The 23,316-nt window shown below is 60.4% G+C and carries 19 protein-coding genes; 3 read left to right on the forward strand and 16 right to left on the reverse strand.

Annotation, left to right across the window (positions count from 1 at the left end):
* Positions 1 to 2: 2 nt before the first annotated feature.
* From U5A52_RS33325 to U5A52_RS33355, 7 genes are all read right to left on the reverse strand, one after another.
* Positions 3 to 1,277 (reverse strand): efflux RND transporter periplasmic adaptor subunit, encoded by a 1,275-nt coding sequence (locus U5A52_RS33325; RefSeq protein ID WP_415774087.1) that lies wholly within the window; start codon positions 1,275 to 1,277, stop codon positions 3 to 5.
* 160 nt (positions 1,278 to 1,437) lie between these two features.
* On the reverse strand, positions 1,438 to 2,691 hold the full coding sequence (locus tag U5A52_RS33330; protein WP_321917134.1) for an ATP-binding protein: 1,254 nt from the start codon (positions 2,689 to 2,691) through the stop codon (positions 1,438 to 1,440).
* On the reverse strand, positions 2,675 to 3,409 hold the full coding sequence (locus tag U5A52_RS33335; protein WP_321938225.1) for a response regulator: 735 nt from the start codon (positions 3,407 to 3,409) through the stop codon (positions 2,675 to 2,677). Before U5A52_RS33335 ends, U5A52_RS33330 begins: the two co-directional genes overlap by 17 nt.
* A gap of 316 nt (positions 3,410 to 3,725) precedes the next feature.
* Positions 3,726 to 4,436 carry an HAD-IA family hydrolase gene (locus tag U5A52_RS33340; RefSeq protein ID WP_321938227.1) on the reverse strand — a complete coding sequence of 237 codons (711 nt, stop codon included), beginning with the start codon at positions 4,434 to 4,436 and terminating at the stop codon, positions 3,726 to 3,728.
* 186 nt (positions 4,437 to 4,622) lie between these two features.
* Positions 4,623 to 6,143 (reverse strand): sugar ABC transporter ATP-binding protein, encoded by a 1,521-nt coding sequence (locus U5A52_RS33345; RefSeq protein ID WP_321938229.1) that lies wholly within the window; start codon positions 6,141 to 6,143, stop codon positions 4,623 to 4,625.
* A 72-nt stretch (positions 6,144 to 6,215) separates the two neighbouring features.
* Entirely contained in the window at positions 6,216 to 7,196 is a 981-nt protein-coding gene (locus U5A52_RS33350; RefSeq protein WP_321917143.1) for a substrate-binding domain-containing protein, read from the reverse strand.
* A gap of 13 nt (positions 7,197 to 7,209) precedes the next feature.
* A complete protein-coding gene (locus tag U5A52_RS33355) occupies positions 7,210 to 8,253 on the reverse strand; it encodes an ABC transporter permease (RefSeq protein ID WP_321917145.1) in 1,044 nt (347 codons plus the stop codon).
* 485 nt (positions 8,254 to 8,738) lie between these two features.
* On the opposite strand from U5A52_RS33355, the gene U5A52_RS33360 reads away from it, so the two are divergent.
* Positions 8,739 to 9,512: a DeoR/GlpR family DNA-binding transcription regulator gene (locus U5A52_RS33360; protein WP_321938230.1), complete on the forward strand. Its 774-nt coding sequence runs from the start codon at positions 8,739 to 8,741 to the stop codon at positions 9,510 to 9,512.
* Between the two features lie 87 nt (positions 9,513 to 9,599).
* On the opposite strand, the gene zwf is transcribed toward U5A52_RS33360, so the two are convergent.
* The 7 genes from zwf to U5A52_RS33395 all read right to left on the reverse strand — a co-directional run bounded on the left by zwf (position 9,600) and on the right by U5A52_RS33395 (position 18,159).
* Complete coding sequence (gene zwf, locus U5A52_RS33365; RefSeq protein ID WP_321938231.1) at positions 9,600 to 11,084, reverse strand: glucose-6-phosphate dehydrogenase; 1,485 nt, start codon at positions 11,082 to 11,084, stop codon at positions 9,600 to 9,602.
* Between the two features lie 172 nt (positions 11,085 to 11,256).
* Positions 11,257 to 11,973, reverse strand: a complete 717-nt coding sequence (locus U5A52_RS33370) for a ribulose-phosphate 3-epimerase (protein ID WP_321917147.1) — start codon at positions 11,971 to 11,973, stop codon at positions 11,257 to 11,259.
* A gap of 2 nt (positions 11,974 to 11,975) precedes the next feature.
* Positions 11,976 to 13,472, reverse strand: a complete 1,497-nt coding sequence (gene xylB, locus U5A52_RS33375; protein WP_321938232.1) for a xylulokinase — start codon at positions 13,470 to 13,472, stop codon at positions 11,976 to 11,978.
* A gap of 32 nt (positions 13,473 to 13,504) precedes the next feature.
* Positions 13,505 to 14,542 carry an NAD(P)-dependent alcohol dehydrogenase gene (locus U5A52_RS33380; RefSeq protein WP_321917151.1) on the reverse strand — a complete coding sequence of 346 codons (1,038 nt, stop codon included), beginning with the start codon at positions 14,540 to 14,542 and terminating at the stop codon, positions 13,505 to 13,507.
* A gap of 46 nt (positions 14,543 to 14,588) precedes the next feature.
* Positions 14,589 to 15,542: a sugar ABC transporter substrate-binding protein gene (locus U5A52_RS33385; RefSeq protein WP_321917152.1), complete on the reverse strand. Its 954-nt coding sequence runs from the start codon at positions 15,540 to 15,542 to the stop codon at positions 14,589 to 14,591.
* Between the two features lie 101 nt (positions 15,543 to 15,643).
* On the reverse strand, positions 15,644 to 16,573 hold the full coding sequence (locus U5A52_RS33390; protein WP_321938243.1) for an ABC transporter permease: 930 nt from the start codon (positions 16,571 to 16,573) through the stop codon (positions 15,644 to 15,646).
* A gap of 80 nt (positions 16,574 to 16,653) precedes the next feature.
* Complete coding sequence (locus U5A52_RS33395; RefSeq protein ID WP_321938234.1) at positions 16,654 to 18,159, reverse strand: sugar ABC transporter ATP-binding protein; 1,506 nt, start codon at positions 18,157 to 18,159, stop codon at positions 16,654 to 16,656.
* A 444-nt stretch (positions 18,160 to 18,603) separates the two neighbouring features.
* Here U5A52_RS33395 and hxlB point away from each other — a divergent pair, with 444 nt between their 5' ends.
* Entirely contained in the window at positions 18,604 to 19,179 is a 576-nt protein-coding gene (hxlB, locus tag U5A52_RS33400) for a 6-phospho-3-hexuloisomerase (protein WP_321917156.1), read from the forward strand.
* Positions 19,180 to 19,551: 372 nt separating this feature from the next.
* Here the strand turns inward: hxlB and U5A52_RS33405 are convergent, their stop codons facing one another.
* Positions 19,552 to 21,063: a Dyp-type peroxidase gene (locus tag U5A52_RS33405; protein ID WP_321938236.1), complete on the reverse strand. Its 1,512-nt coding sequence runs from the start codon at positions 21,061 to 21,063 to the stop codon at positions 19,552 to 19,554.
* A gap of 769 nt (positions 21,064 to 21,832) precedes the next feature.
* On the opposite strand from U5A52_RS33405, the gene U5A52_RS33410 reads away from it, so the two are divergent.
* The gene (locus U5A52_RS33410) at positions 21,833 to 22,537 is read left to right on the forward strand and encodes a M15 family metallopeptidase (protein ID WP_321917160.1); all 705 of its coding nucleotides are present in this window, start codon (positions 21,833 to 21,835) and stop codon (positions 22,535 to 22,537) included.
* Positions 22,538 to 22,644: 107 nt separating this feature from the next.
* Here U5A52_RS33410 and U5A52_RS33415 read toward each other — a convergent pair.
* A partial coding sequence (locus tag U5A52_RS33415; protein ID WP_321938237.1) for a hypothetical protein occupies positions 22,645 to 23,316 on the reverse strand: 672 nt, incomplete at its 5' end.

Consider the following 23,316-nt stretch of genomic DNA (forward strand, 5'->3'; position numbering starts at 1 on the left):
CCTTACCGCTGCGCGAGCGGTGCGGCAGCGGCAGCAGCGGACGCGCCGCTCGATGCCGATGCCGATGCCGACGCCGACGCCGACGCCGATGCTGCAGCCGCGCTATCGTCGGCGACCTTCACCGCGGCGCCCACGCGCACGCCTTGCAACCCGCTCACGACCACGCGGTCGCCCGTGTGCAACCCGTCGCTGACGATCCACTGATCGCCGTACGCGGTGTCGGCCTTCACATTCGCCTTTTGCACCTTCGAAGACGCGTCCACGACATACACACTTGCCTGGCCGTCCGAGCCGCGCGTGACCGCGATTTGCGGCACGAGAATCGCACTGTCGTTCTCGCCTTCGCCGAGCTTCGCGCGCACGAACATACCCGGGAGCAATTCGCGCTCGGGGTTCGGGAAGATCGTGCGCAGCGTGACCGAGCCGGTGGTGGCATCGACGGTGATACCGGAAAATTGCAGCGTTCCCGTATGCGCGTAAGGCGTGCCGTCTTCGAGCTGCAGGCTGACTTCCGCGCCGTTCTCGCCCGCGCGCTTCAGTTTCCCCGACGCCAGCGCCTTGCGCAGCGCAAGCCATTCCGAGCTGGAGCGCGTGACGTCGAGATACATCTGGTCGAACGCCTGAATCGTGGCGAGCGCGGTCGTCTGCTCCGACGTGACGAGCGCGCCCTCGGTCACGCTCGATGCGCCGATGCGCCCTGAGATCGGCGCGGTGATGCGCGTGCGGTCGAGGTTGACCCGCGCGGATTCGAGCGAGGCCTCGTCAGCGATCACGTCGGCCTCGTCTTCGCGCACCGCGGCGACGGCGTCGTCATAGTCCTGCTGGCTCACGGCCTTGATCTTCACGAGATCGGCGTAGCGGTCGGCCTTGGTCTTCGCCGAGGCGAGCGTCGCGCGCGCCTTGGCCAGCGTGCCGCGCGCCTGGTCGTAACTCGCCTGATACGAAGCCGGATCGATCTGATAGAGCACCTGGCCTGCCTTGACGTCCGCGCCCTCCGCGAACAGCCGCTTCTGCACGATCCCGCCGATCTGCGGCCTGACGTCCGAAACCTTGAGCGCCGAGAGACGGCCAGACAGCTCCGCCGTCATCACGACGCGCTGCGGCGCGATCGTCAGCACGCCCACTTCGGCGGTTTGCATGCCGGGCGGCGGCCCGTCGTGGCGACTGCATGCGGAGACGAAGATCAGACAAACGCCGCACAAGGCGGTGAGCATGCGGCGCCCGGTGACACACGAACGCCTGGTCGCTCTCACGGGTAGCGAGATATTGGTATGCATAGTTTGCGAGAGTGTTGGAAGGTCGCATCGCGTGTAGCGAAGCGCGTCAAAACGATTGACCATCCCTGAGCGGCTGCCAACTCGGGATCACGCGGTCAACTAGTACTACTGAATGAATTCAGACTTGATACGTTTTGGTCGCTCAAGTGCGTGTCGAAAACTACGCTTTGAATGTCATCGAAACGCTCAGCCCGCCACCGGGCGCGTTGGCGATGGTCAGGGTTCCGCCCAGTGTGCGCACCAGCCGCCTGACGATTGCAAGACCCAGACCGCAGCTCGCGTTGCCGCCGCGCGCCGGGTCGAGCCGCACAAACGGGAGCTGGATGGACGCAAGTGTGTGCTCGGGTACGCCCTGCCCGTGGTCGCGAATGCGCAGCAGCCAGGCGCCGCCCTCCTTGCGGGTCATGATCTCGACGGGCGGCGCGCCATGCACCATCGCGTTCTGCACGAGATTCTGCACGATGCGTTCGACTTCGAGACCCGGCAAGCAGAAGCGCTCGCCCGCCTGGAGATCGAGCACGACCAGCTCGCCGGCATCCGGCTCCTCGGCAATCAGCCCGCCATAGTCGCGGCGGCAAATCTCATCCACGCTGGCGAGCGGCGACGGCTCGAACGTATCGCGCGAGAAGTCCAGAAACTGATTGACGATGCGTGACATCGACTCCGCGTCGCGAAGGAAGGCGGCGCGATCGTCGTCATCGTCCAGCAAGTCCGCGCGCACCTGCATGCGTGTAATCGGCGCGCGCAAGTCGTGCGCAAGGCCCGCCAGCATGACCGCGCGCTCGCGCTCGGTCTCGGACAACGCGCCGGCCATCTCGTTGAAATTCGCGGTCAGTTCGCGGATTTCGTTCGGTCCGCTCAGCGGCAAATCCTTGAAACCGCCTCGAATGCGGAATTCCCGGGTAGCGCGCGCGAGCGCCCGCACCGGCTTTTGAAGCTGCCAGGCAAACGCGAGCGCGCTCACCACGGCGAACACGAGCATCAAAAGCGACGCGCTCAAGAAGCGGGCTGGCGGCATAAAGCCTTGTGGCAACACGATTGTGTAGGGCGCGCCGCTCACGTCGACCGTAATCATGCCGTCCTTGCGGGCCCATACACGGCTTCCCGCGGGCAGCCGCGCACTCAAAGCGTTCTCGATCGGGTGCATGCCGTTGCTGCAATCGCCCGTGCAACCCGTGCCGGCTGCGGTGCGGGGCAAGTACTGGATGCCCAGATCGCTGGCGATCAGCGGCGAGAGCGCGGCATCGTGCTCACGCACAGTCACTGCGGTCTTGACGGCCTGCGAGACGTGCATCACTTCCAGCGTCGCCCTTTCCCGGTCGACGAGCAGGAGAAACGTGACGTGAAGCAGCACGATCAGCCCGACCGTCATCGCGGCCAGGCGCAGAAACAGTGTGTTAAATGGGCGTTTCATCGTTCGTTTGCTCCGGCACGAACACGTAGCCCACGCCGCGAATCGTTTGAATGAAGCGCGGTTGGGCCGGGTCCTCCTCGACGACTCGGCGCAGCCTCAGTATCTCCACGTAGAGGCTCCGCTCGCTTGCCGTGCTGTCCGGGCCGTCCAGCAAGCGCACGATGTCTTCGCGACTGAGTGGCTCCATGGGGCGAGACACGAGGATCTCCAGCAGCTTGTACTCGCGCGCGCCAATCTTGACGGGCTGCCCGTCGCGAAGCAGCGTGCGCCCCGTGGAAGCAAGCTCGAAGCTGCCGAACGCGTTGCGCGGCCGCGCCGCTTGAGCGGGGTTGCGGGGCACGTGCCGGTGGTGCCGCAGAACCGCATGAATGCGCGCCAGCAGTTCCTTGGGCATGAACGGCTTGCCGAGGTAGTCGTCGGCACCCAGCTCCAGGCCAATGATGCGATCCACGTCTTCGGCGCGGGCGGTCAGCATGATAACGGGCGTGGTCGTGCCTTCCGCGCGCAAACGATTCAGCGCCGCGAGACCGTCGACCTTGGGCATCATGAGGTCGAGGACGACGATGGTGGGCCGGATGCGATCGATCGTGCGCGCCAGATCAACCGCCGAATGCAAAGCCGTGAATTCGCAGCCGTGCAAGCGGAAGAATTTTCCGATCAACTGGCAGAGGTCTGCGTCGTCGTCGACGAACAATACGTGGATGGGTAGGTCTGACATCGTGAAGCTGTCTGGATTCGCGTCCTGGAGATGAAAGTGGGCGAGACCTCATCTTCCACAAATGAGACGCGCATGTGTTAACGAATTCTTTCACCGGCTTGACGGTCCCGGCAGCGCGCCCATGAGGTACGACGCGGCAGTGCCGACGAACCCGTATCCTCCACGTAACGATGAACGCCAGTGCCAGCGAAGTCCGCGCCGCTTCCGGTGTGCAGCGGGGGAAGGTTCGCCTGCTGGCAAGTATCCTCTCAAAAGAACCCACCTGGATCGACAGCACGCAGTTACATTTTTGTAATATTGTCGCGCTGCGTATGACTTATGACCTGTCGCGCGCATCCTCGACGCTCAGGCGTGAATGGCGCTCAGCGCTCCACACTTGCACGAGGGAAGGGAGTTCAGACATCGTGTGAAAAGTCCGTGTCGCTCCGATGCGCAACAGCCTTTCGCCTTGAGCCACCGGATGATGCGCCGTTCCAGTAAATCCGAAAACCGTCATTCCGGCAGCCATAGCGGCCGTTGCGCCAGCCACGCTGTCCTCGACCACGAGGCAGCTTTCGGGCCGCACACCGAGGCGGCCAGCCGCCATCAAGTACACGTCCGGCGCAGGCTTTGGATTCGGCACCCTATCTGCGGTGAAGAGGCGATCTGCAAAGAACGCGCTCAAGCCCGTGCGTTCAAGGACCGCGCGGACATAAGTCGAAGTGCTGTTGCTCGCGCACGCCTTGGTCAGCGGGATGTTGTCCAATGCGATCGCGATGCCGTCGACCATCGGCGCCGTGACCGCCTCTTGCTGCACGATGCGGTGTATGACCGCAATATCGTCGGTGGACAATGTCCTGCCAACTGCGCTCGCCACCTCCAACAAGAGCCTTTCTGTCTGCACGCCAAGGAGCGGTGTCACAACATCATGCAATTCGACGCCAGGCCATCGCGTTTCCAGCTCCCGCACGAGCACTGCCCCGGCAATCGCCTCGCTATTGATTAGCACCCCGTCACAATCACAAATGAGTGCAAGCGTATCGTTCATGCGCTACCCCCTTCTAGCCTGCATGAGTGCGTGCGATAAGCGCGCCGCGTTAAATCTCAAGTGATACGACGCAGTTGATGGGCACGCCCGGGCCCACGCTGCAGCTGAAGCGACCAGCGAATCAGCGTATAGAATCAGCGCCGGCCCATGCGAGATGAACAACCAGGCCGGCACCGCGAGGCGCCATCACGCCGCGTTCGACTCGCCGCTCCACGCGGCCTTGCGCAGGCCCGCAATGCTCAACGCTTCCGGCGGCACGGGGGCGCCATCGCAGCTGCCCTGATGGAACACGAGCACACGGTCGGCAATCTCGAGAAGCTCTTCCTCTTCACTCGACACGACAACGACACAGCGCCCCTCGGCGGCCATGCGGCGGATAATCGCGTAGATGTCGGCCTTCGCGCCAATGTCGACGCCCTTCGTCGGCTCGTCGAGCAAAACGAGCCGGGCGTCTTGACCGATGACGCGCGCGAGCAAGACCTTCTGCTGGTTGCCGCCGGACAGCGATTTAATAGGACCGCGAAGGTTGCCTCGTGTGTTCATCTCCACCAGAATCCGGTTGGCACTTTTCGCTGCGGCGCCATGGTCCACGAGCGCGCGCTTTCTGAACCGCTGCAGGATCGGCAACGTTGCGTTTGAGAAGCTCGACATCAGCGGCACGATGCCGTCCTTCTTGCGCTCCTCCGTCAGATAGCCCACGCCCTCGTCGATTGCGTGCGCGGGGCTGCGCGCGCAATAGGGCTTCCCCGCTACCCGGACCTCTCCGCTCGCGACGTCCTCCAGGCCAAACAGGGTCCGGCAAAAACGGGTACGTCCGGCGCCAGCCAGTCCGTAGATGCCGACAATCTCGCCCGGCCAGGCCTGAAGCGAAACATCGCGCAGGCGCGACGTCGACAGATTACGGACCTCAAGATACGGCGCAGCGGTTTTATCGACGAGCGTTCTCGACGAGCGCTCGCCTTCCTCCAGGGAGGGAGCCGCGTCACCGACAATGGCGTCGATAATATCCTGCTTCGCGATGTGGCTTTTGGCGTGATAGATCACCTTCCCGCCACACATTACCGTTGCCTCGTCGCAAACGCCGAGCACCTCGTCGAGCTTGTGCGAAACCAGAACGACGCCGATTTTCTTCTCACGCGCGATACGCTGAACCGATTGCAGAAGCGCCTCTGCCTGCGCGCCCTCAAGTGCGGTGGTCGGCTCATCCAGAAAGAGGAATCGTGCGTCCCTGTCCAGATTCGCAGCGACTTCCAGCATCTGCTTGTCCGGATGCGACAAGTCCCTGACGAGACTGAGCGGGTCTACCTTGAGCTTGTACTCGTGCAGCACCTGCCGGGTGTGCTCTTTCATCGCCGCTTCGTCGAGCAATCCCCCCTTTCTGAGTTCGCGGCCCAGAAAGAGGTTCTGCCACACCGTCATGCCGGGAATGAGCCGCAGCTCCTGATAGACGCAGGCAATGCCCTGTTGTAACGCATCGCGCGGTGAAGACAGGGAGACGGATTCGTCGCCAATGAGCAATTCGCCGGCGTCCTGCTGGTTGACGCCCGCGAGGATTTTGAGCAGCGTGGACTTGCCCGCTCCGTTGTGGCCAAACAGCCCGTGGATTTCTCCGGGCACAACCTCGAAGTCAACACCACGCAGCACGGGTACGCCGGCAAAGGAGACCTTGATGTCGAGGGCGCGATAGCATCGGTTACTGTTGCTCATTGCTCGATTCCCAATCCCAACACGAAAATGAGGCGGCGCATAACGCCACTGTATCCAGTGGCGTCACGTGCATCAGTAGGCCTGGCCAACGACCTGACCGGCGTTGTCCTTGTTGACGAGCAGCGGGGGGCTGTTCACCATGGCCGTCGTCTGCTTGCCCGCAAGCTGATCGTTCACGCTGTCGACCAGCAGTGAGGCAAGTCGCACGGGTTCCTGAATGGCTCCCGCGCGCAGAATATCGCCCGACTGAATCTGCTTCACGCCTTCCTTGTCGACGAACGCATAGAGCTTCACCTTGTCTTTCAGGCCAAGCTGGTTGATGGCAGCCAACGCGCCCAACGCGGAGGGTTCAGTATCGGAATACACCACCGTCATGTTGGGATTGCCCTGCAGCATTTCCGTCGTGACCTTCAGAGACGTGGTTTCCTCCACCTTGCCGTTGACCAGCGCGACGACCTTCATGTTCGGGTTGGCGGCAATGGCCTGCTTGAAACCATCGTCACGTGCATTCGCCGCAATGGAGGTGGGTTCGCCAACGATGCCGATGACCGCGTTGGCCTTCTCACCCAGGTCCTTCAACAGCTGCTGGCCAATGAACACGCCGCCCGCCTTCTGGTCGGTCTGCACGCCCTGCACGATGTGCGCGCCCTGCTGCTTCATCCCGTCGGCGTCCGGCAGGATGTTGATGGCGAACGCGGGAATGTTGGCCTTGTTCAACTCGGAGATGACTGAGACGCACGGCCCCGAACTCACGCAATTCACCGCGACGGCATCCACCCTCTTCTGGATGAAGCTTTGCACTTCCGAGAGTTCGCGCGCATCGTCGTTATCCGCGATCGAGACCTCCACACTCATTCCCTTCGCGGCGCCGCTGTCCTCGAAGCTTTTCTTCATGGCAACGTAGTATGGGTTCGTGAGATTCGGAAGCACCACCCCAAGGGTTTTCTTGCCCGCGCTGGACGCGCTGGCGTCGGGATGGCGATTGCAACCGGAGATACCCAGCGCGAGCGCGGAGCAAATGAGGCCGAGAGCGACGACTTGATGGTTTCGCATGCTATTCACCTGGTTAGGACGTGCTTTTCAACGAGTCAGTGGGCTGAGCAAACGTGCGCTCTTTGCGCGACTTGAGCCAGGGAAAGCTGATTCGCTTGTTCGAACGCATCGTATCGAGCGTTACGCCAATCAAAATGATCAAACCGATGACCAGCGGTTGCCAGTAGGCGCTGACGTTCAGCACGTTCATCAGATTCGAGATTGCGGCGATGAGCATCGCGCCAATCATCGCGCCCACAATGCTGCCGCTGCCGCCGAAAAGGCTGACACCGCCAACCACGGCGCCTGCAATCGAGAAGAACAACTCGTCACCGCGGCCGGCGGTGGGATAGCCAGTCATCAAGCGCGAGCCGTAGATGAGGCCACCTGCCGCCGCGCACAAACCGGACACCGAATAGACGAACAGCGTGACGCGCGGAACGCTGATGCCAGACAGGCGCGCAGCATCCGCGTTGCCGCCCACTGCGTAGATGTGCGTGCCCGTAACCGTGCGTTTCAGGAGCACCGCGGCCAGGACGATCGCAACAAGCAAGGCAAGCACCGGGAACGGCACGCCGAATGGCCGCGATTGACCAATCAGGCTGTAACCAATCTGCGTCACGCGGATGGACTCTGCGCCGGTAATGATTTGCGGGATGGATGCTGCAACGCCCATCGTCGCGAAGGTCACGATAAAGGGCGGCACACCCGTGCGCTCGATAATCCAGCCGTTCACCATCCCCGCAAGCGCACCAATAACGAGAACAAGCGGGACGGCAAGTTGCCACGGCAACCCCAGGCTCTGCATGAGCAGTGCGCCGACAACACAGGTCATTGCCACGATGGAACCGCAGGAAAGGTCGATGCCGCCGGTCAGAAGCACGAACGACTGCCCGAGGCACAGGAAGCCAATCACGGCTCCATTGAGCAAGAGCACCATCATGTTCGACACGGTGAGAAAGTTCGGCGTGGCAATAAAGCCGCCGAGCATGACCACGAAGAACACCGCGGCGATTCCCGCTTCGGGCGGCAGCCGAAACTGGCGCTTGGTTGTCCCAGGTGATTCAAGATTGCTCATGTTTGTCTCCTGATATGGCGAAGCATCTAAAGCGTGTGCGTCGACGCGCTGCCGCGAAATCGCCGGGTGCGTCTGCGCGCGCTCTGGCTCCGCTGCTTTGCCGTAGGTCACTGACGCCGGGAGGCCGCTCAAGTGATGTTCTACGTCAACCACATCCTAATCGATAAAAGTGAGAGTTTCAACTAAATGTTAGAGATATATACAAATCGATTGACGTGCGAATCAGGGGGAAACCTGGACGTTGCACGCCGGCATTGGCCTGAAGCGCGCCACACACGGGAAATGAGCAAAGGGCCTGATCAATCGGGGTAACGGGACCAAGTGTCAATTCGCGCGGTTCTAGTGGTGGAACTCGAACCACTGACACTTTGAACCCGCCCGCAGCCGTTACAATTGAAGTAGAATGTTCGAGATTGAACATATCTCGAACCAGGCTGCGACCGACCGATCCGTCGATGTCGCTCTGCACGGAACATCATCTTTCTATGGCTAGCAAAGAGCAGCGGTCCGACCAGATCCTCGATATGGTCGACACCAGGCACTTCATGAGCATTGGCGATCTGGCGAAGGCACTGGACGTGTCCGAGATGACCATTCGCCGTGATGTGCGCGACCTGGCGGACATCGGCAAGGTTCGTACGGTGTACGGTGGCGTGGCGTCGCTCGAGAACGCGGGCACGGTCGCGAACTACAACGCGCAGACCGAACGCAGCCAGCATGCCGACGAGAAGCGGCGGATTGCCCTGGCGGCCAGCAAGCTGCTCACTCCGGGCGATGTGGTCATTCTCGATTCGGGCACCACGGTCCAGCAACTCGCCGAGTGCCTGCCTGCCGAAGGCGCCTACACCTTCATCTGTTACAGCCTGAACACCATCAACGTGCTGGCCAAGCGGGAAGAGACAACGGTAATTTCGCTCGGCGGCGTGCTTTCGACCAAGTCCTTCACGTTCTCTGGACCCGACGCAGTCCAGGCGATGCAACGGTATCGCGCCAACAAGGCCTTTATCGGCGCGACGGGATACGAGCTCAAGCATGGCCTTACCTGCAGCTATGTCGAAGACTGCTCGTGGAAGCAGGCCGCAATGCAATGCAGCGTCGAGCGCATCCTGCTGGTGGATTCGTCCAAGTTCGGAAAGGTGTCCACCTGCAGCTTCGCCGACGTGGACGACTTCGACAAGGTGATAACCGATTCCCATGTCCCGGACCGTTACCGGCTCGACCTCGAGACGAAAGGTCTCAAGGTACTCATCGCCGATTGACCGGCGGCCGTTTCCCGAACGTTCGCGGGCGCACCCGCTGGCAAGCCCGCGAACTTCGCACCCGCCTGCGGGCAGCGCCCTGCACCATCAGCTCTCCTCCTCCAGCCAGCAGGTGCCTTCACGGGCAAGCAGCGCGCTCGCCGCGGCGGGCCCCCATGTGCCGGCCGCATAGGGCTTGGGCGCCTTGAGAGACCGGTTCCAGTCTTCCAGTATCGGGGCGACCCACTTCCATGCCGCTTCCTGCTCGTCGCGTCGCACGAAGAGCGCAAGCCGCCCTGCGATAACATCGAGCAGCAAGCGCTGATACGCTTCCATCCTGTCGCGCAGAAAGAAGCGGTCGAACGCGAGGTCGAGATAGACGCCTCGCAAATCCATACCCATACCCGGCACTTTCCCGAGCACGTTGAGCCGGACCGACTCGTTCGGTTGCAGCCGGATGGTGAGCCGGTTCGATCCGGCTCGCAGCGGCATGGCGCCGAGCGCCGAATGCGGCACCGGCCGGAAGTTGACGACAATTTCCGCTACCCGACCGGCCAGACGCTTGCCCGTTCGCAGGAAGAAAGGCACGCCGGACCATCGCCAGTTTTCGATTTCGACTTTCAGCGCGACGAACGTTTCCGTGACGCTGTCGTGCGACACGCCCGGCTCCTCGGCGTAGCCAGGAGCGGGCGCGCCGCCGCTGACACCCGCGCGATATTGCCCGCGCACCACGTTCTGCCGGATGTCTTCTTCGCGCAGCGGCTTCAACGCCCGTAGCACGCGCAGCTTCTCGTCCCGCACCGCATCTGCATCCATGGAATGCGGCGGCTCCATCGCGACGATCGAGAGCAGCTGCAACAGGTGGTTCTGCACCATGTCGCGCAGGGCGCCCGTCTTGTCGTAGAAGTCACCACGGCGCTCCACGCCCAGTTCCTCAGCCACGGTTATCTGGATGCTCTCGACCCACTCCCGGCGCCAAAGCGGCTCAAACAACACATTGCCGAAGCGCAGCGCAAACATGTTCTGGACCGCCTCTTTGCCGAGATAGTGGTCGATCCGGTAAATCTGGTCCTCGGTGAAGATTGCGCCGACCGCGTCATTGATCGCTTGCGACGACGCCAGGTCATGACCAAGCGGTTTCTCGAGCACCACGCGCGCATGCTCGGTCAGCCCTGCCGCGGCGAGACCCTCGCATATCGGCACGAAGAGCGAGGGCCCTGTCGCGAGATAGAAGATGCGTTGGGACCGGAGCATCCCCGGTACATCCCGAAGCGCGGCGAAGTCATCGGCACGACTGGCGTCAAGCGCCACATAGGTGATGCGCCCGAGAAAGCTAAGCCACGCATCGTCGTCAACGCCTGATGCAACCATGGCGACCAGCGGCTTCACGTGTTCGTTGACCCACTGGATATAGCCATGCTGATCAAGCGCGGTCTGAGCAACGGGAATGATGCGCCCGCCCTCGCCCAGCGTGCCATCGCGATGCGCGGCATAGAGCGCCGGCAGAATCTTGCGCATGGCGAGGTCCCCCGTGCCGCCAATGAGCACGAAGGAGAATGCGTTCGCAGTGGGTGACCTGGAGAACGTTGCCATAGGGGTTCTTCTAAGACAGAGAGGGCTGGCGGTTAAATGGAAACGCGCGCGGTGCAGCACCTCGACGGATAGGCCGAGGTCGAGATGGCTGTAGCCGGGCGGCCGAGATTCAATCGAGTGCTGTTGGCCTGGAGCCAAACCATTCGAAGCGCTCCACGGCAGACGCGGCGGCTTATGAACCGGCGTTCATGGATGCCGTCGCCGTCACTGCACGCCGAAGTTCGGCAAGCTCTGCGAGGCCCGCTGCGGGCGATTCTCTGGAGATGCACATGCTGCCCGCCACGAACATGTCGACCGATGGAGCGAGCTTGCGAATGGTGTCCTTCGACACGCGGCCGTCGATTTCAATGGCCGTTTCAAGTCCCCGTTGTTGAATCATCTCGCGCAGGGCGAGAATCTTTCGCTCGGCATAGGGCACCTGCGACTCACCTGGAACGCCGGCATAGCCCGGGTTGGTGAGCATCAACAGCACGGTATCGCAGCGCTCGAGAACATAGTCGAGCGCATTGAGCGGCGTCGACGGTTTCAGTGCTACACCGGCACGCACGCCCGCCGACCGGATGTGATTGAGCATCCTGTCGACATGCGGCTCCGATTCAATCTGAAACGTGAGCTGCTGCACGCCGATGTCAAGAAGCGCGTCGATGAAGTAGTCGTGCCGCGTTGCCATGACGTGCGCATCGAGCGCGAGGTCAGTCTTTCGCCGCAGCTGAGCGATGGTCTCGATGCCCAGCGGCATGCTCGGACTGAAATGCCCATCGAGGACGTCGAGATGCACGACGTCCAGTCCAGCCGCAGCGATGCCCTGCACCTCACGTTCGAGATTGCAAAGGTCGAATGTGATGAGCGAAGGCGCAATGAGACAGGATTTTTGCCAGGCGATTTCCACGGTCAGCTCGCCTCGAAGTCTTCGTTCGCGATGGTGTCCGTGAACGCGGCGAAGAGTTCCTTGTATCGCGCTGCCACTTCCGGGCGCGGCTTCGCTGCGCGCGTTTCGTCCAGTTCGACGTACTTCTCGCAGACGTCGTATAGCGTGACGTCCGCACCCTTTGCGCGCTGATGCACGGTCAGGGCGAGCAGCGCGGCGGCATACGCACCGCCCTCGTCGCACTTCACGCGAATGACGTCGACATCGAAAACATCCGCGAGTATCTGGCGCCAGGCTGCGCTGTTCGCACCGCCACCGGTCAGGCGGAACTGCTGCGCGCGCTCGAAGCTCTGTGAAAGAAGCTCATAGCCCCATTTCAAACCGAACGCGACCGCTTCGGCGCCGGCGCGCATCAGATTCGCGCGGGTCATGTTGTCTGCCGACAGCCCTTTGATGACGCCACGCGCGCGGGGCAGCGCCGGAATGCGTTCGCCGCTGAAGTACGGGAACATGCGCACACCGCCTGCGCCCGGATTCGCCGACGCGATGAGCGTCTCGACCTCCGCGATCTCCACTTCAAAGAGCTGTTGCAGCAGCGTGGTCGTCGACGTCGCGTTCATCGTCGCGATTGTGGGCAACCAGCCGCCGTCAAGACCGCAGAACACGTAAATGCTGGGGTCGACCGAGTCGGTCAAGCGGTCCGCATGGAGGTTCAGCACGCCCGATGTGCCGAGACCGAGCGTCGCGCGTCCCGCGGCGACGTTGCCTGTGCCCAGCGCACCCATGACGTTGTCGCCGGAACCACATGCAACGAGCGTCCCGGGCGAGAATCCGAATTCCGCCGCCACCTCGGGGCGCACGGTACCGAGCGCGTCGAGTGGCGAAACGATGCGCGGCAGAGCCCGTTCGAGCCTGCCAGTCGGATCGATCAGGCCGGCCATGTGCTTCGACCACGTACGGGAGGCCACGTCGAAATAACCGGTACCGGACGCCTCACCGGCATCCGTTGCATATTCGCCGGTCAGCCAGAAGTTGACGTAGTCGTGAGGCAGAAGAACATGTTCCACCTGCTCCCAGGTCTGAGGCTCGTGTTCTCTGACCCACGCCACCTTGGACGCCGTGAAGCCGACAGGAATCGTGGTTCCAATCAGACTGCGAATGCGGCGCTCGCCACCTGCCGCGTTGAATAGCTTCTCATTCGCCTCGGTGGTCTCCGTGTCGTTCCACAGCTTCACGTTGCGTACCACGGCGCCCTTGCCGTCCAGCATGACAAGCCCGTGCTGCTGGCCGGATACCGCAATTGCCGAAACGTCGGCGGGACTGCGCGAGGTCTGTGCGAACAGTTGCTTGAGCGCCTGACGCAGGGCCGTAATCCACCACTCCGCCTTTTGCTCCCGGCGTCCATTGGCTTCGGAAATAATCGGGTGGCTGGCATGACCGCGGGCCACAAGGGCGCCGCTCTCAGGGTCCAACAAAACGACTTTCGTTCCTTGCGTTCCGCAGTCGATGCCGAGATACATTCGAGACCTCTATTTCCTGAAAGTGAATTGCGTTACTGCACGTCGATGAGAACCTTGATGACGTCCGGCTGCGCGGACGCCGCGAGATCGAACGCCTCGATGCTGTCCTTGAACGCGTAGCGGCGCGAAATCAACGGCTTGACGTTGATCTGGCCGGACGCGATCAGGGCAATCGAACGCTCATAGTCATTTGCATAACGGAAAATGCCGACCGTTTCGATCTCCTTGACCTGCATGGCGACGATATCCATCGGGACGAGGTCCTGCGGCATGCCGACGAACACGAGCTTGCCGGCCGGACGCAGGCAGTGCGGCGCCGCCGCGATGGCTTTCGCGTTGCCGCTGCAGTCGACGAACAGGTCTGCGCCGTTCGTAAAGTGCTGGAGGACGAATTCCTTCAGGTCCGTCTTCGCCACGTTGCACGTGATGAGCCGCTCACCATAGTTTTCGGACAGGAAGTCGAGCTTCTCCTGCTTCACGTCGGTGATGATGACGCGGCTGGCCCCGGAAGCCAGCAGCGCGAGCGCCATCAGCGAGCCAATCGTGCCGGCTCCGGCAACGACCGCCGTGTCGCCCGGCGCGATGCCAACCTTGCGGGCGACATGGGTACCCGAGGTCAGCGGCTCGGCCAGCACCGCCTCTTCGAGACTGACGTTGTCCGGCAGCTTGAACGTGAGGCTCGCCGGGTGAACGACCGACTCGCGCAGCACGCCATGAATCGGCGGCGTTGCCCAGAACCGGATGCCCGGGTCGAGGTGGTAGTTGCCCTGCATGGCTTCGGGCGAGTTCGGGTCGAAGATGCCCGGCTCCATTGCCACACGGTCGCCGACCTTGAGGTTCTTCACCGCGCTGCCGACTTCGGCGATGACGCCGCTCGCTTCGTGCCCGAGGACCATCGGCTCATTCACGATGAAGTCACCAATGCGGCCGTGCTTGTAGTAGTGGACGTCACTGCCGCAAACGCCGACCTTGGCAATCTTGATGCGCACGTCGTTGGGGCCGAGCGACTCTTCGATTGCGATGTCGCGAATCTGAAGATTGTCTTTTTCCTCGAGGACCAAGGCTTTCATGTCATTTCCTTTCAGTTAGTCGGTTCGGTTGGCCGCTACGAAACCGTTACTTGATGTCGCCCAGCTTCTTGTGGAGTGCGATGCATTCGTCCACGTTCGCCTTCGTGTAGAGAACGGTCCCTTCGACCTGATGCAGATCCGTCTGCTTGTGGGTCAAAATATCGTGTGCCATTGCCATCGACTTCTGGGCCAGTTCGTCCGCGCTCTGAAGGGCGGTCGACGTCATCTTGCCTTGCTTGATGAGCAAACAGGCTTCACCGGTTCCGTCGGTTCCGTACACCAGCGGGAACGGCTGCATGCCAGAACCCTTGAGCGCTTCGACCGCACCGGCTGCCATGTTGTCGTTCATCGAAATCACGGCATCGATCTTGGGGTTCGCCTGAATCCAGTCCTCCATCAACTGCATGGCCTCATCCTTGTTCCAGTTCGCCGTTTGCTCCGCGACGATTTTCACGTCCGGACGCCTCGCGAAGAATTCCTTCTGCCACGCGTCACGACGGCCAAGCGAGTGCGGGTTGCCCGGGGGCCCGAGCAGAACCACGACCTTGGCGTTCTTCGGCACTTCCTTCAAGGCGAGCTGTGCGTTGACTTGCCCGAGCAGATAGGGGCTGGAGTCGACGGAAGGAATCGCGTCGTCGGAGAACTTCGGATTCGTCGCGACGAACTTGACGCCCTTCGCCATCGCGTTCTTGACCGGGCCGTGCTGCACTGCGGGGTCGTACGGCTGGATGATGACCAGGTCGTACTTGTTCGTGACGGCGTTCTCGATGTTCGACTGCATGACCGAGTTTTGGCTCTGGCCGTCGAACACCGTCAGCTGGATGTCCGGGTACTGCTTCGCTTCCTTGACCATGGCATTTGCAAGCCATGCTGCGAACGAGTCGCTCTGCGCACGGGCGAGGTAAGCGACACGGTACTTCGCGTTCTCCGCGACCGCCGCACCGCTTGCGGCGAACACACCCAGCGCCACCGCGCACACCATCAGCTTCTTCAACTTCATTTTGTGTCTCCTTCAGATTAGACGTTATGCACTCTTCATGTGAGTAGGGAAAACCGACACCTGCAGAAAACCTTGCACTTCTGACTGCACTGCCGACTCAGCTAGCTGGTCGCCACCGTCGGCTTTTCGGTAGAGCCATGCTTCGCGACCTTCTTTTTCTTTCCGTGCTTCGAGGAAATGTCGTAAGCGACCGCGAGAACGATGATGCCGCCCTTGATAATCTGCTGGAGGTACGACTGGACGCCGAGCAGATTCATGATGTTTCCGAGGAAGCCCATGATGAATGCACCCGCAAGCGTTCCAATCGCCGTTCCGATGCCGCCGGAGAAGCTGGTGCCGCCGATGATCGCGGCCGTCATCGCGTCGAACTCGAAGCCGATGCCGGCATTCGGCAGGCCTGCGTTGACACGCGACATGTAGAGCACGCCGGCCAGTCCCACGAGTGCGCCGTTCAGCAGGAAGGCTGCCATCTTGATGCGGGAAATCCGGATGCCGGAGGCACGGGCGGCTTCCTGGTTGCCGCCGATGGCGTAGATGTATCGACCAAGACGCGTATGGTTCAGGACATACCAGGTCAGCAGGGCAATCACCACGAGGAAAATGACTGGCGACGGAACACCGAGCACAGAACCCTGGCCCCAGCCAGTGAACGTGTCCAGCTCATAGATGTTCTGACCGCTCGTCATCATCAGCGCGGCACCGCGCGCGGCGGTCTGCATTGCAAGCGTTGCGATGAACGCCGGCGTATTGAAGCGGGTGACAATCCAGCCGTTCACCAGGCCGCACGCCGAGCCAATCGCGATGCCAACGATCATCGACGGCACGAACATGCCGGTCGCCTTGAAGAACATCACGGAAAGCAAGCCGGAGAGCGCAAGCACGGAGCCCGCCGAAAGGTCAATGAGGCCGCAGATGATGAGCAGCGTTTGACCGAATGCCAGAATCGTCGTAATTGAAATCTGGCGAGAGATATTCAGAAAGTTGGTGGTGGAGAGGAACACTGGGCTAATGATCGAACTCACCACGATCATTGCAACCAGAATCAGATAAATGCTGTACCGGCCGTTTGTGAACAGCGTCCAGCGAGCGGGTACGCTACGCGTTGCAGTATTCAATTTTCGTCTCCACCAAGGGTTGCCAGGCGCATGATTCCTTCCTGGCTGAATTCAGGCTCTTTCAGTTCTCCACTGATTCGTCCGTTTGCCATCACATAGATGCGGTCGCAAATGGCAATCAGCTCGGAGAGCTCCGACGAGATGACCACTACGGCGCGCCCTTCCTGCGCAAGCTCGAAGATGATTTTGTAGATCTCGAACTTCGCACCGACATCGATGCCGCGCGTCGGCTCATCGAGAATCAGGATTTCCGGGTCGCAGAGCATCCACTTCGCGAGCATCACCTTCTGCTGGTTGCCGCCGCTAAGCAGGCCAATCTGCGTGTTGAAATTCGGCGCCTTGACCTTCATGCGGCTGCTCACACCATCGATCAGACGCTTCTCGGTTTTCGCATCCCGGTAACCGCGCTTGAAGAACTTGTTGAGCGAAACGAGACCCGTGTTCTCGGTGATGCTGCGCATGGGAACGATGCCGTAGCGCTTGCGGTCTTCGGACAGCATGGCGATCCTGAGCCGGATCGCGTCCTGTACATGGCGGATACGAACCGGCTGACCGTGCACGTTGATTTCACCTTGCGTGTACGGGTCAAGTCCGAAGACGGTGCGCACGACTTCCGTGCGACCCGCACCCATGAGGCCCGCCAGGCCAATGATTTCGCCTTTGCGCACATTGAAGCTGACATCCGAAAAGCGCTCGTCGTCGCCAAGGCCCTTGACTTCGAGCGCAGTGGCGCCAAACTTTCGCTGCGGCTTCTCGGGATAAACGTTGTCGAGCTTGCGACCGACCATCATCTGAATGATGGTGTCGATGTCAATCTCGCTCGCGGGCCGCGTGCCGACATGGGTGCCGTCGCGGATAACGGAAATGTCGTCTGCAATGCGATAGAGTTCGTCGAAGCGGTGTGAAATGTAGACAATGCCCGCGCCTTTTTCCCGAAGCTCATTGATTTTCTTGAAGAGCACATCGACCTCTTTCGACGTGATCGCCGAGGTGGGCTCGTCGAAGATGATGATGTTCGCTTCGCGCGATACCGCCTTCATGATTTCGAGCATCTGAAGGTCCGACACACTCAGCTCCTTGAGCTTCGTGTCGGGACGGTAGTGCAGGCCTTCCCGCTCGAGCAGCGCCTTCGCGTCCGCATAAACCTTCTTCCAGTCAATCGAGCCGATGCGGGTTCTCGGTTCATCGCCGAGAAAGAGCGACTGCGCAACGGTGATTTCCGGAATGTAGTTGAGCTCCTGCGTGACCATCGAGATCTTGAGTCGACGCGCCGTCAGCGGGCTGTCGATCGTGACCTTCTCCCCGCCGACGTAAATTTCGCCGGCGTCGGGCTGATAGATGCCGCTGACGATCTTCATGAGCGTGGATTTGCCCGCTCCGTTTTCGCCGCATATCACGTGGACCGAACCCTTGCGGACAGAGAAGCCCATGTCCTTGAGCGCAATGACGCCCGGGAACCGCTTCTCGATTCCACGCAATTCCAGGATTGGTGTGTCTCCCATCTTCATCGCCTTATATCTGTGTACAAGGAATGGCACTCAGGCCTGCCGTTCGGCCTGGCGCTCCGGAGCGCAGGGTTACATGTCGCGCTCCAGCATCGCCGCTTTGCTTAACCATGAACACACTCTACATGCGTGAAGTTCAACAATCAACATTAATGTTCTAGTATCACCAGTATTGATTTGGGGACCGAACCACCATTGACAGCCTCCAAATTCGAGCAACACGCTTATTTTCTGGGCCTTTTAGCTGATTTCGCACACCCTCTAGCGTCCGCCTCGACCCAGGGAATGCACCAGGTTAAATGGTGTAACTTCACCATCATGAATTCTTGGTGTTATAGTTAGCCCAACAGACGGGACTTTCTCGCCGACCGGAATGCCGCCGCAGAGGAAGACCGCTCCGGGCGCCGGACTCCACTAACCTGACGAGAACGAAGTGCGACCATGACCGACTTGAAGCAACTGGAGGTACCGAGCCTGGCGGGCGAGATACTCGGTGAAATCCACGCCTCCCTCCGCGATGTCAATTCCGCGGACCTTGACTCGCTTGTCGCCGAAATCGAGCGCGCTCCGCGCGTGTTCTGCCTCGGAGCCGGCAGGTCGGGCATCCTGTTGCAGGCGTTCTGCATGCGGCTGAACCACCTCGGCTTCGAGGCGTATATGGCGGGCGGCCTGCCCTGTCCTCCGGTGGCCGCCAGGGACCTGATCATCGTTGCCTCGGGGTCAGGTGAAACTCGAAGCGTGTCGGCCGTACTGGAACAGGGCCGACGAGCGGGAGCGCGCGTCGCGCTCTTCACGGCGCGCCGCACTGGCGCTCGCTCGATGACGGCAGACGTGACCGTGAGAATTCCTGCTCCCGCCGATCTCGTGAACGGCGAACAAGGCCAAAGCCTTCAACCCATGCGCACGCTGTTCGAACAGGTGTTCTTCCTGCTCTGCGAAGCAGTCGTATGCCTGCTGAAAATCAAGAAGGGAATTGGCGAAGACGAAATGGCGCAGAGACATGCCAATCTCGAATGAGCGCCCCCGCGGCATCGTTGAAGGTCATGCCAGGCGCGCGGGCTTTGTCGCAAGCTGCGACCAGCCAGTCTCGAAGACGGCTGCACTCCGATACCGTTAAAAGTTCGCGACGACAATCCGCTCTCGCTCGAACTTGAACGCATTCGATCCCATCGAGCAACGCGAGAATCTGCGCAGCCCGCTTACTCGTGGTTGCCGTTGACTCCGTGTACAGTCATATTTGCCCGGTTCTATTTTTGGGTTCAGGCAGTCGATCACGCCAAGCGACTGAATTAAGGGGAGCGGCGTTTCAGGTCTCATTCGCAGAATGCGAACGCTCTGAAACGCCCACCCCTTGCACTACAACTAGCGACCGCACCTATCAATCGGCGCTTAGACAAGCTCGTGCAGCTTTTTGATACTGGGAGCAAAAAAATAAGCACCACCATCAAGATTCACAAAGCTCTCCAGCTCAAGTTGTGGTTTATCGGCCGCCTTATGTGACTTTGGCGCAGCACCGGCAAAGAACCGGTGCGTTTGATGAGACTGTCCGATGATCGGGTCGATACCGCTATTGACCTGTGAGAATTGGACGGTGTTCGCCCACGATTGCTGAACGAACTCGAACTGGTTCTCAATCGACGTGATGTAGCACTTGAAAAGCAACCCGCGCGACATGGCGCCACCTGCCGATTGCTCATTGAGCGCCTCCTGCTCAGTCACCTCAGGGCCGAAAGCAATGCCGCGTCTAAGCATGCGGTGAGACTGCGTACGCGCTTCCGCCGCGTCGATTTCCTTCTTGTCCTTGGCGTTTGGATCCCCTGGAACGTCGTCGCGCGGGTACGCCTTCCGGACATGCGCGGCAAACGGGCACTTGAAGCCGTGCCGGTCGCCGTCGAACTCAAAATCATTGACGTCGGGTGTTCCCTCAGCAATGGTGGGATTGTCACCGAGTGGCGCATTGATGATGGCAGCGCCGCTTTTCCATCTCCCAACCATCTGCGCGCCGAGTAAATCCGGATCCATCGGGTTGGCGGTGCTAGTGATGCTCTGGGCGGCGAGCTTTACGGAGCGATTAAATTCAGGAACTTTCTGCGCGAGACGCCGGAACACGAGATACGCACCGTTCTCCATGAAAGGCGAGGGTGCCTGCTTTACGTCTCCTTTGACTTCCAGTGAAGGGGCATTCGGATTCTGGCCTGGATAACCAAAAACGAACTCGCCGGGCCATAACAAATCCTGGCCTTTCTGACCTTCCGAGGGCTTCGCACCACTGGCGGTTGGCGTGAGTGCAGCATTGGCCGAGGTTCTCCCCTTCACACCCGGTTGCGACACACCATCCGCATAGCCGAAATGCTCGTGACCGGCAACAGGCGCAGGGCGCACCTGTCCTTCCTCGGTGTGCAAAAGCATCCAGCCGTTTTCGCTCGGCGGAGCAAGACGCAGGGAAATGATATCCGCGATTTCAGCACGGCTTGCGCCGGTCACGACGAACACCCCATGGAGATTCGCGTCCGGGCGCAGGATGCTCCACGACGATGTGGGCGGATCGGTCATCTTGTCTCCGCGCTTGCCCATGCCTTCGATGAAGGCCTGTGCCGCCACCGAGTCGATATCGCGAACGCCAAGTACAGTCAATCCGGAGAATGTGAACGCAATATTGAGGCCCGGCGTGGGCAGCAGTTTTCGACGAGTGCCGTTCTTGCTCTTTTTAATCATCTCTTCCTGTGCGAGCGTTTCGTCAACGCTCGTCAGATGCAGCGAATGGAGGAAAGTTTTGAAACGCTTCACATCCGATATCTTGAAGAACAGAAGATGTTCGTTTTGCTTAATAAGCCCAGCCAGAATATCGCCTTGAATTTCATCTGTCGGTAACGCTGGTTCAGCGTTCAGATCGCGTGCCATATCCCTCTCCTTGAAGTTTCTGAAAAGAATGACGAAGACTGACGTGGAGACGAGATAGCTCCGCCGCCCCAACCTGAACCTCAACGTGAGAGACGAGAGATGCGCGCTCGATCAGCAATAGCGCTTGTGCCGTGCGGTCCGCCCCCCTGCCGACACAACACGCAAGACTGTCTGCATGTTGCGCGCACCCAGGACAGATATGGCAGTCTGAGGCCCTCTCCGCCAGTGGTCTGGTCTTGATTTTTTGATTGTCTTCGACGAGAAGATTAGAAAAGCGTGAGGCTCCATTCACAGAAAATCTGTTCGCTGTGTGCGGAACCGCACAATTCATTCGTTGTTAAATAACTTTTCTTTCAAAAAAATTAATTGTTTATTCACTTATATTCAATAACCGAAGAGTCGATCGAAATGCCATTTTTTTGTGCGTGAACGCACATTTCCATTTACAAGAAGCTTTCCTCAACTTTAAGTCCACCTAACCTCGTAATGAACAGGTCATCCAGTGAGATGAAATAAAGCCATCCCAAAGATGAATCGATGAATAAATAGTTCAGCAAAAGTATTGCGCCCGGTTTCGGAGGGCGCGTTTCCATTCATTACGGCAGGAAGTCCCTGTCATGCACGGGCTTTCGGCACGTCGTTCATGCAGCAGTCTTCGGGAGTTCACGTGAAAACGCCACTTGTCGATATCAATATCCCGTCCATCTACAAGAATAAGCAAGGCGCGACCGTGCCCTTGCCGAAAAGGCTCGCGCGCGCGACGCCGGACATGGCAGCCGCGCTCGCCGCACTGTCGCGCGACCTGGCCGCTCGCGGTGGGCGGCTCGTGCTTTCCGACCTGTTCCGAAGCTACGAAATGCAGTTGCAGTCACATCTCGACTACGTGAACAAGAAGAAATCCGCGTTTAGTCCGCCACCCGGAGGCAGCTTCCACGAAGCCGGACGCGCAATGGATCTCTCCCTTAAAGACCTGAATATGGAACTGGACAAATTCTGGCTACTGGCGAAGACGCACGGCGTGAACCCTATCATCAAGGCGCCGGATTCGCGCGCGAGCGAAGCATGGCATTTCGAGTGCCGGGGCAGCCATCAGCGCGTGATCGACTACTATGAGGCGAAGAATGGCGACAACTTCGACTACCCCTACGCGGCCGGCGCCGCCTCCGCGATCCTCGCGCTCGGCGTTCGCGTCGACAGATTCGGCTCGGCGCAAAAAGAAGCCCAACTTCAGGCGGCGCTCATTCGATGCGGCGAGGTGATCGGCAATCTGGACGGTGCGATGGGAGCGAAGACACGCGCCGCGCTCACGCGCCTCGGAATCAACGACGCCGGCCTCGACGACGCGCTCGCGCATGTCGAGGATCTGGCCCAAAAGAAGTACGAGTCCGAGTACGTCCTCGCCGCGGACGCGATGTCCGTCGTCGCGGCCGATTTCGCACTTCACGTTCCGGATCACGTCGACATGCACGGCTGACGAGAGCACTCCGGCCCGATCGATGCCACATCGATGCTATCAAGGCGAACATGGCACGACATTCCGGGAAGCCGTGCTCCGGCCAAGTTTCATCCGGGCGTAAGCCCTCAACCGGCTGAATAAGCCGCCTTGACGTCGTCCTCGACCTCCTGCGCGCCCGCCTGCTGCGTGGCGTCACCCTCGGCGTATCCGGATTTGATGCCGTTGCTGCTCGCCGGCGTATCGGCGGGCGTTGCCGGCTGTGCAGCATCCACCGGCTTGGGCTGCGGCTCAGTTGATTTCAGACCGATATAGGTCGCGCCGCTGATGCCGATGACCGCAAGCGTATAGGGTTCGAGCGCGGGCATCGACACGGTTGTCAGGACCTGATAGACAAACATCAGTCCGACGATGACTGTGAAGATGAGCATCTGGAGTCGGTGGATCGCTACGCCGCTTTCGTCGCTCACGAGGTCGCTGAAAAATCGCGGAACCGATGGCGGGAATTGCGTATCGCGCGCCAGGTCGACGCTGCGCGATCCCACGGTCAACACGCTGTAGATGCCCATTAATGCGAGTGCCTGAGCCGAAAGAGGGGGCATGGCGCCGGAGGCGAGCCACTCGTAAATGTAGGAACCCACAATGATCAATGTCCACCATGCCATCTGCGTTCGGGCGAGACTGAAGGTTCGCCGATTCAGCGGAACCGAGGTCGTGCTTCCCACGTCGCGCAGCAACGCAGTTTGCCTGGCGAGCAATACGAATATAAAGATCACGGCCACGAAAACCGCGCCGCCTGC

Origin of the sequence: Paraburkholderia sp. J8-2, from assembly GCF_905220195.1 — a bacterium.
In the GTDB taxonomy this organism is placed as follows: domain Bacteria; phylum Pseudomonadota; class Gammaproteobacteria; order Burkholderiales; family Burkholderiaceae; genus Paraburkholderia.

What these genes read in the sequence shown, in the direction of transcription:
- U5A52_RS33410 (WP_321917160.1), top strand. Translation starts at nt 21,833, where the DNA reads ATGGCAGCCGCGCTCGCCGCACTGTCGCGCGACCTGGCCGCTCGCGGT.
- U5A52_RS33345 (WP_321938229.1), bottom strand. Translation starts at nt 6,143, where the DNA reads ATGAGCAACAGTAACCGATGCTATCGCGCCCTCGACATCAAGGTCTCC.
- zwf (WP_321938231.1), bottom strand. Translation starts at nt 11,084, where the DNA reads ATGGCAACGTTCTCCAGGTCACCCACTGCGAACGCATTCTCCTTCGTG.
- U5A52_RS33330 (WP_321917134.1), bottom strand. Translation starts at nt 2,691, where the DNA reads ATGAAACGCCCATTTAACACACTGTTTCTGCGCCTGGCCGCGATGACG.
- U5A52_RS33390 (WP_321938243.1), bottom strand. Translation starts at nt 16,573, where the DNA reads ATGATCGTGGTGAGTTCGATCATTAGCCCAGTGTTCCTCTCCACCACC.
- U5A52_RS33325 (WP_415774087.1), bottom strand. Translation starts at nt 1,277, where the DNA reads ATGCATACCAATATCTCGCTACCCGTGAGAGCGACCAGGCGTTCGTGT.
- hxlB (WP_321917156.1), top strand. Translation starts at nt 18,604, where the DNA reads ATGACCGACTTGAAGCAACTGGAGGTACCGAGCCTGGCGGGCGAGATA.
- U5A52_RS33380 (WP_321917151.1), bottom strand. Translation starts at nt 14,542, where the DNA reads ATGAAAGCCTTGGTCCTCGAGGAAAAAGACAATCTTCAGATTCGCGAC.
- U5A52_RS33355 (WP_321917145.1), bottom strand. Translation starts at nt 8,253, where the DNA reads ATGAGCAATCTTGAATCACCTGGGACAACCAAGCGCCAGTTTCGGCTG.
- U5A52_RS33350 (WP_321917143.1), bottom strand. Translation starts at nt 7,196, where the DNA reads ATGCGAAACCATCAAGTCGTCGCTCTCGGCCTCATTTGCTCCGCGCTC.
- U5A52_RS33385 (WP_321917152.1), bottom strand. Translation starts at nt 15,542, where the DNA reads ATGAAGTTGAAGAAGCTGATGGTGTGCGCGGTGGCGCTGGGTGTGTTC.
- xylB (WP_321938232.1), bottom strand. Translation starts at nt 13,472, where the DNA reads ATGTATCTCGGCATCGACTGCGGAACGCAAGGAACGAAAGTCGTTTTG.
- U5A52_RS33405 (WP_321938236.1), bottom strand. Translation starts at nt 21,063, where the DNA reads ATGGCACGCGATCTGAACGCTGAACCAGCGTTACCGACAGATGAAATT.
- U5A52_RS33395 (WP_321938234.1), bottom strand. Translation starts at nt 18,159, where the DNA reads ATGGGAGACACACCAATCCTGGAATTGCGTGGAATCGAGAAGCGGTTC.
- U5A52_RS33360 (WP_321938230.1), top strand. Translation starts at nt 8,739, where the DNA reads ATGGCTAGCAAAGAGCAGCGGTCCGACCAGATCCTCGATATGGTCGAC.
- U5A52_RS33340 (WP_321938227.1), bottom strand. Translation starts at nt 4,436, where the DNA reads ATGAACGATACGCTTGCACTCATTTGTGATTGTGACGGGGTGCTAATC.
- U5A52_RS33335 (WP_321938225.1), bottom strand. Translation starts at nt 3,409, where the DNA reads ATGTCAGACCTACCCATCCACGTATTGTTCGTCGACGACGACGCAGAC.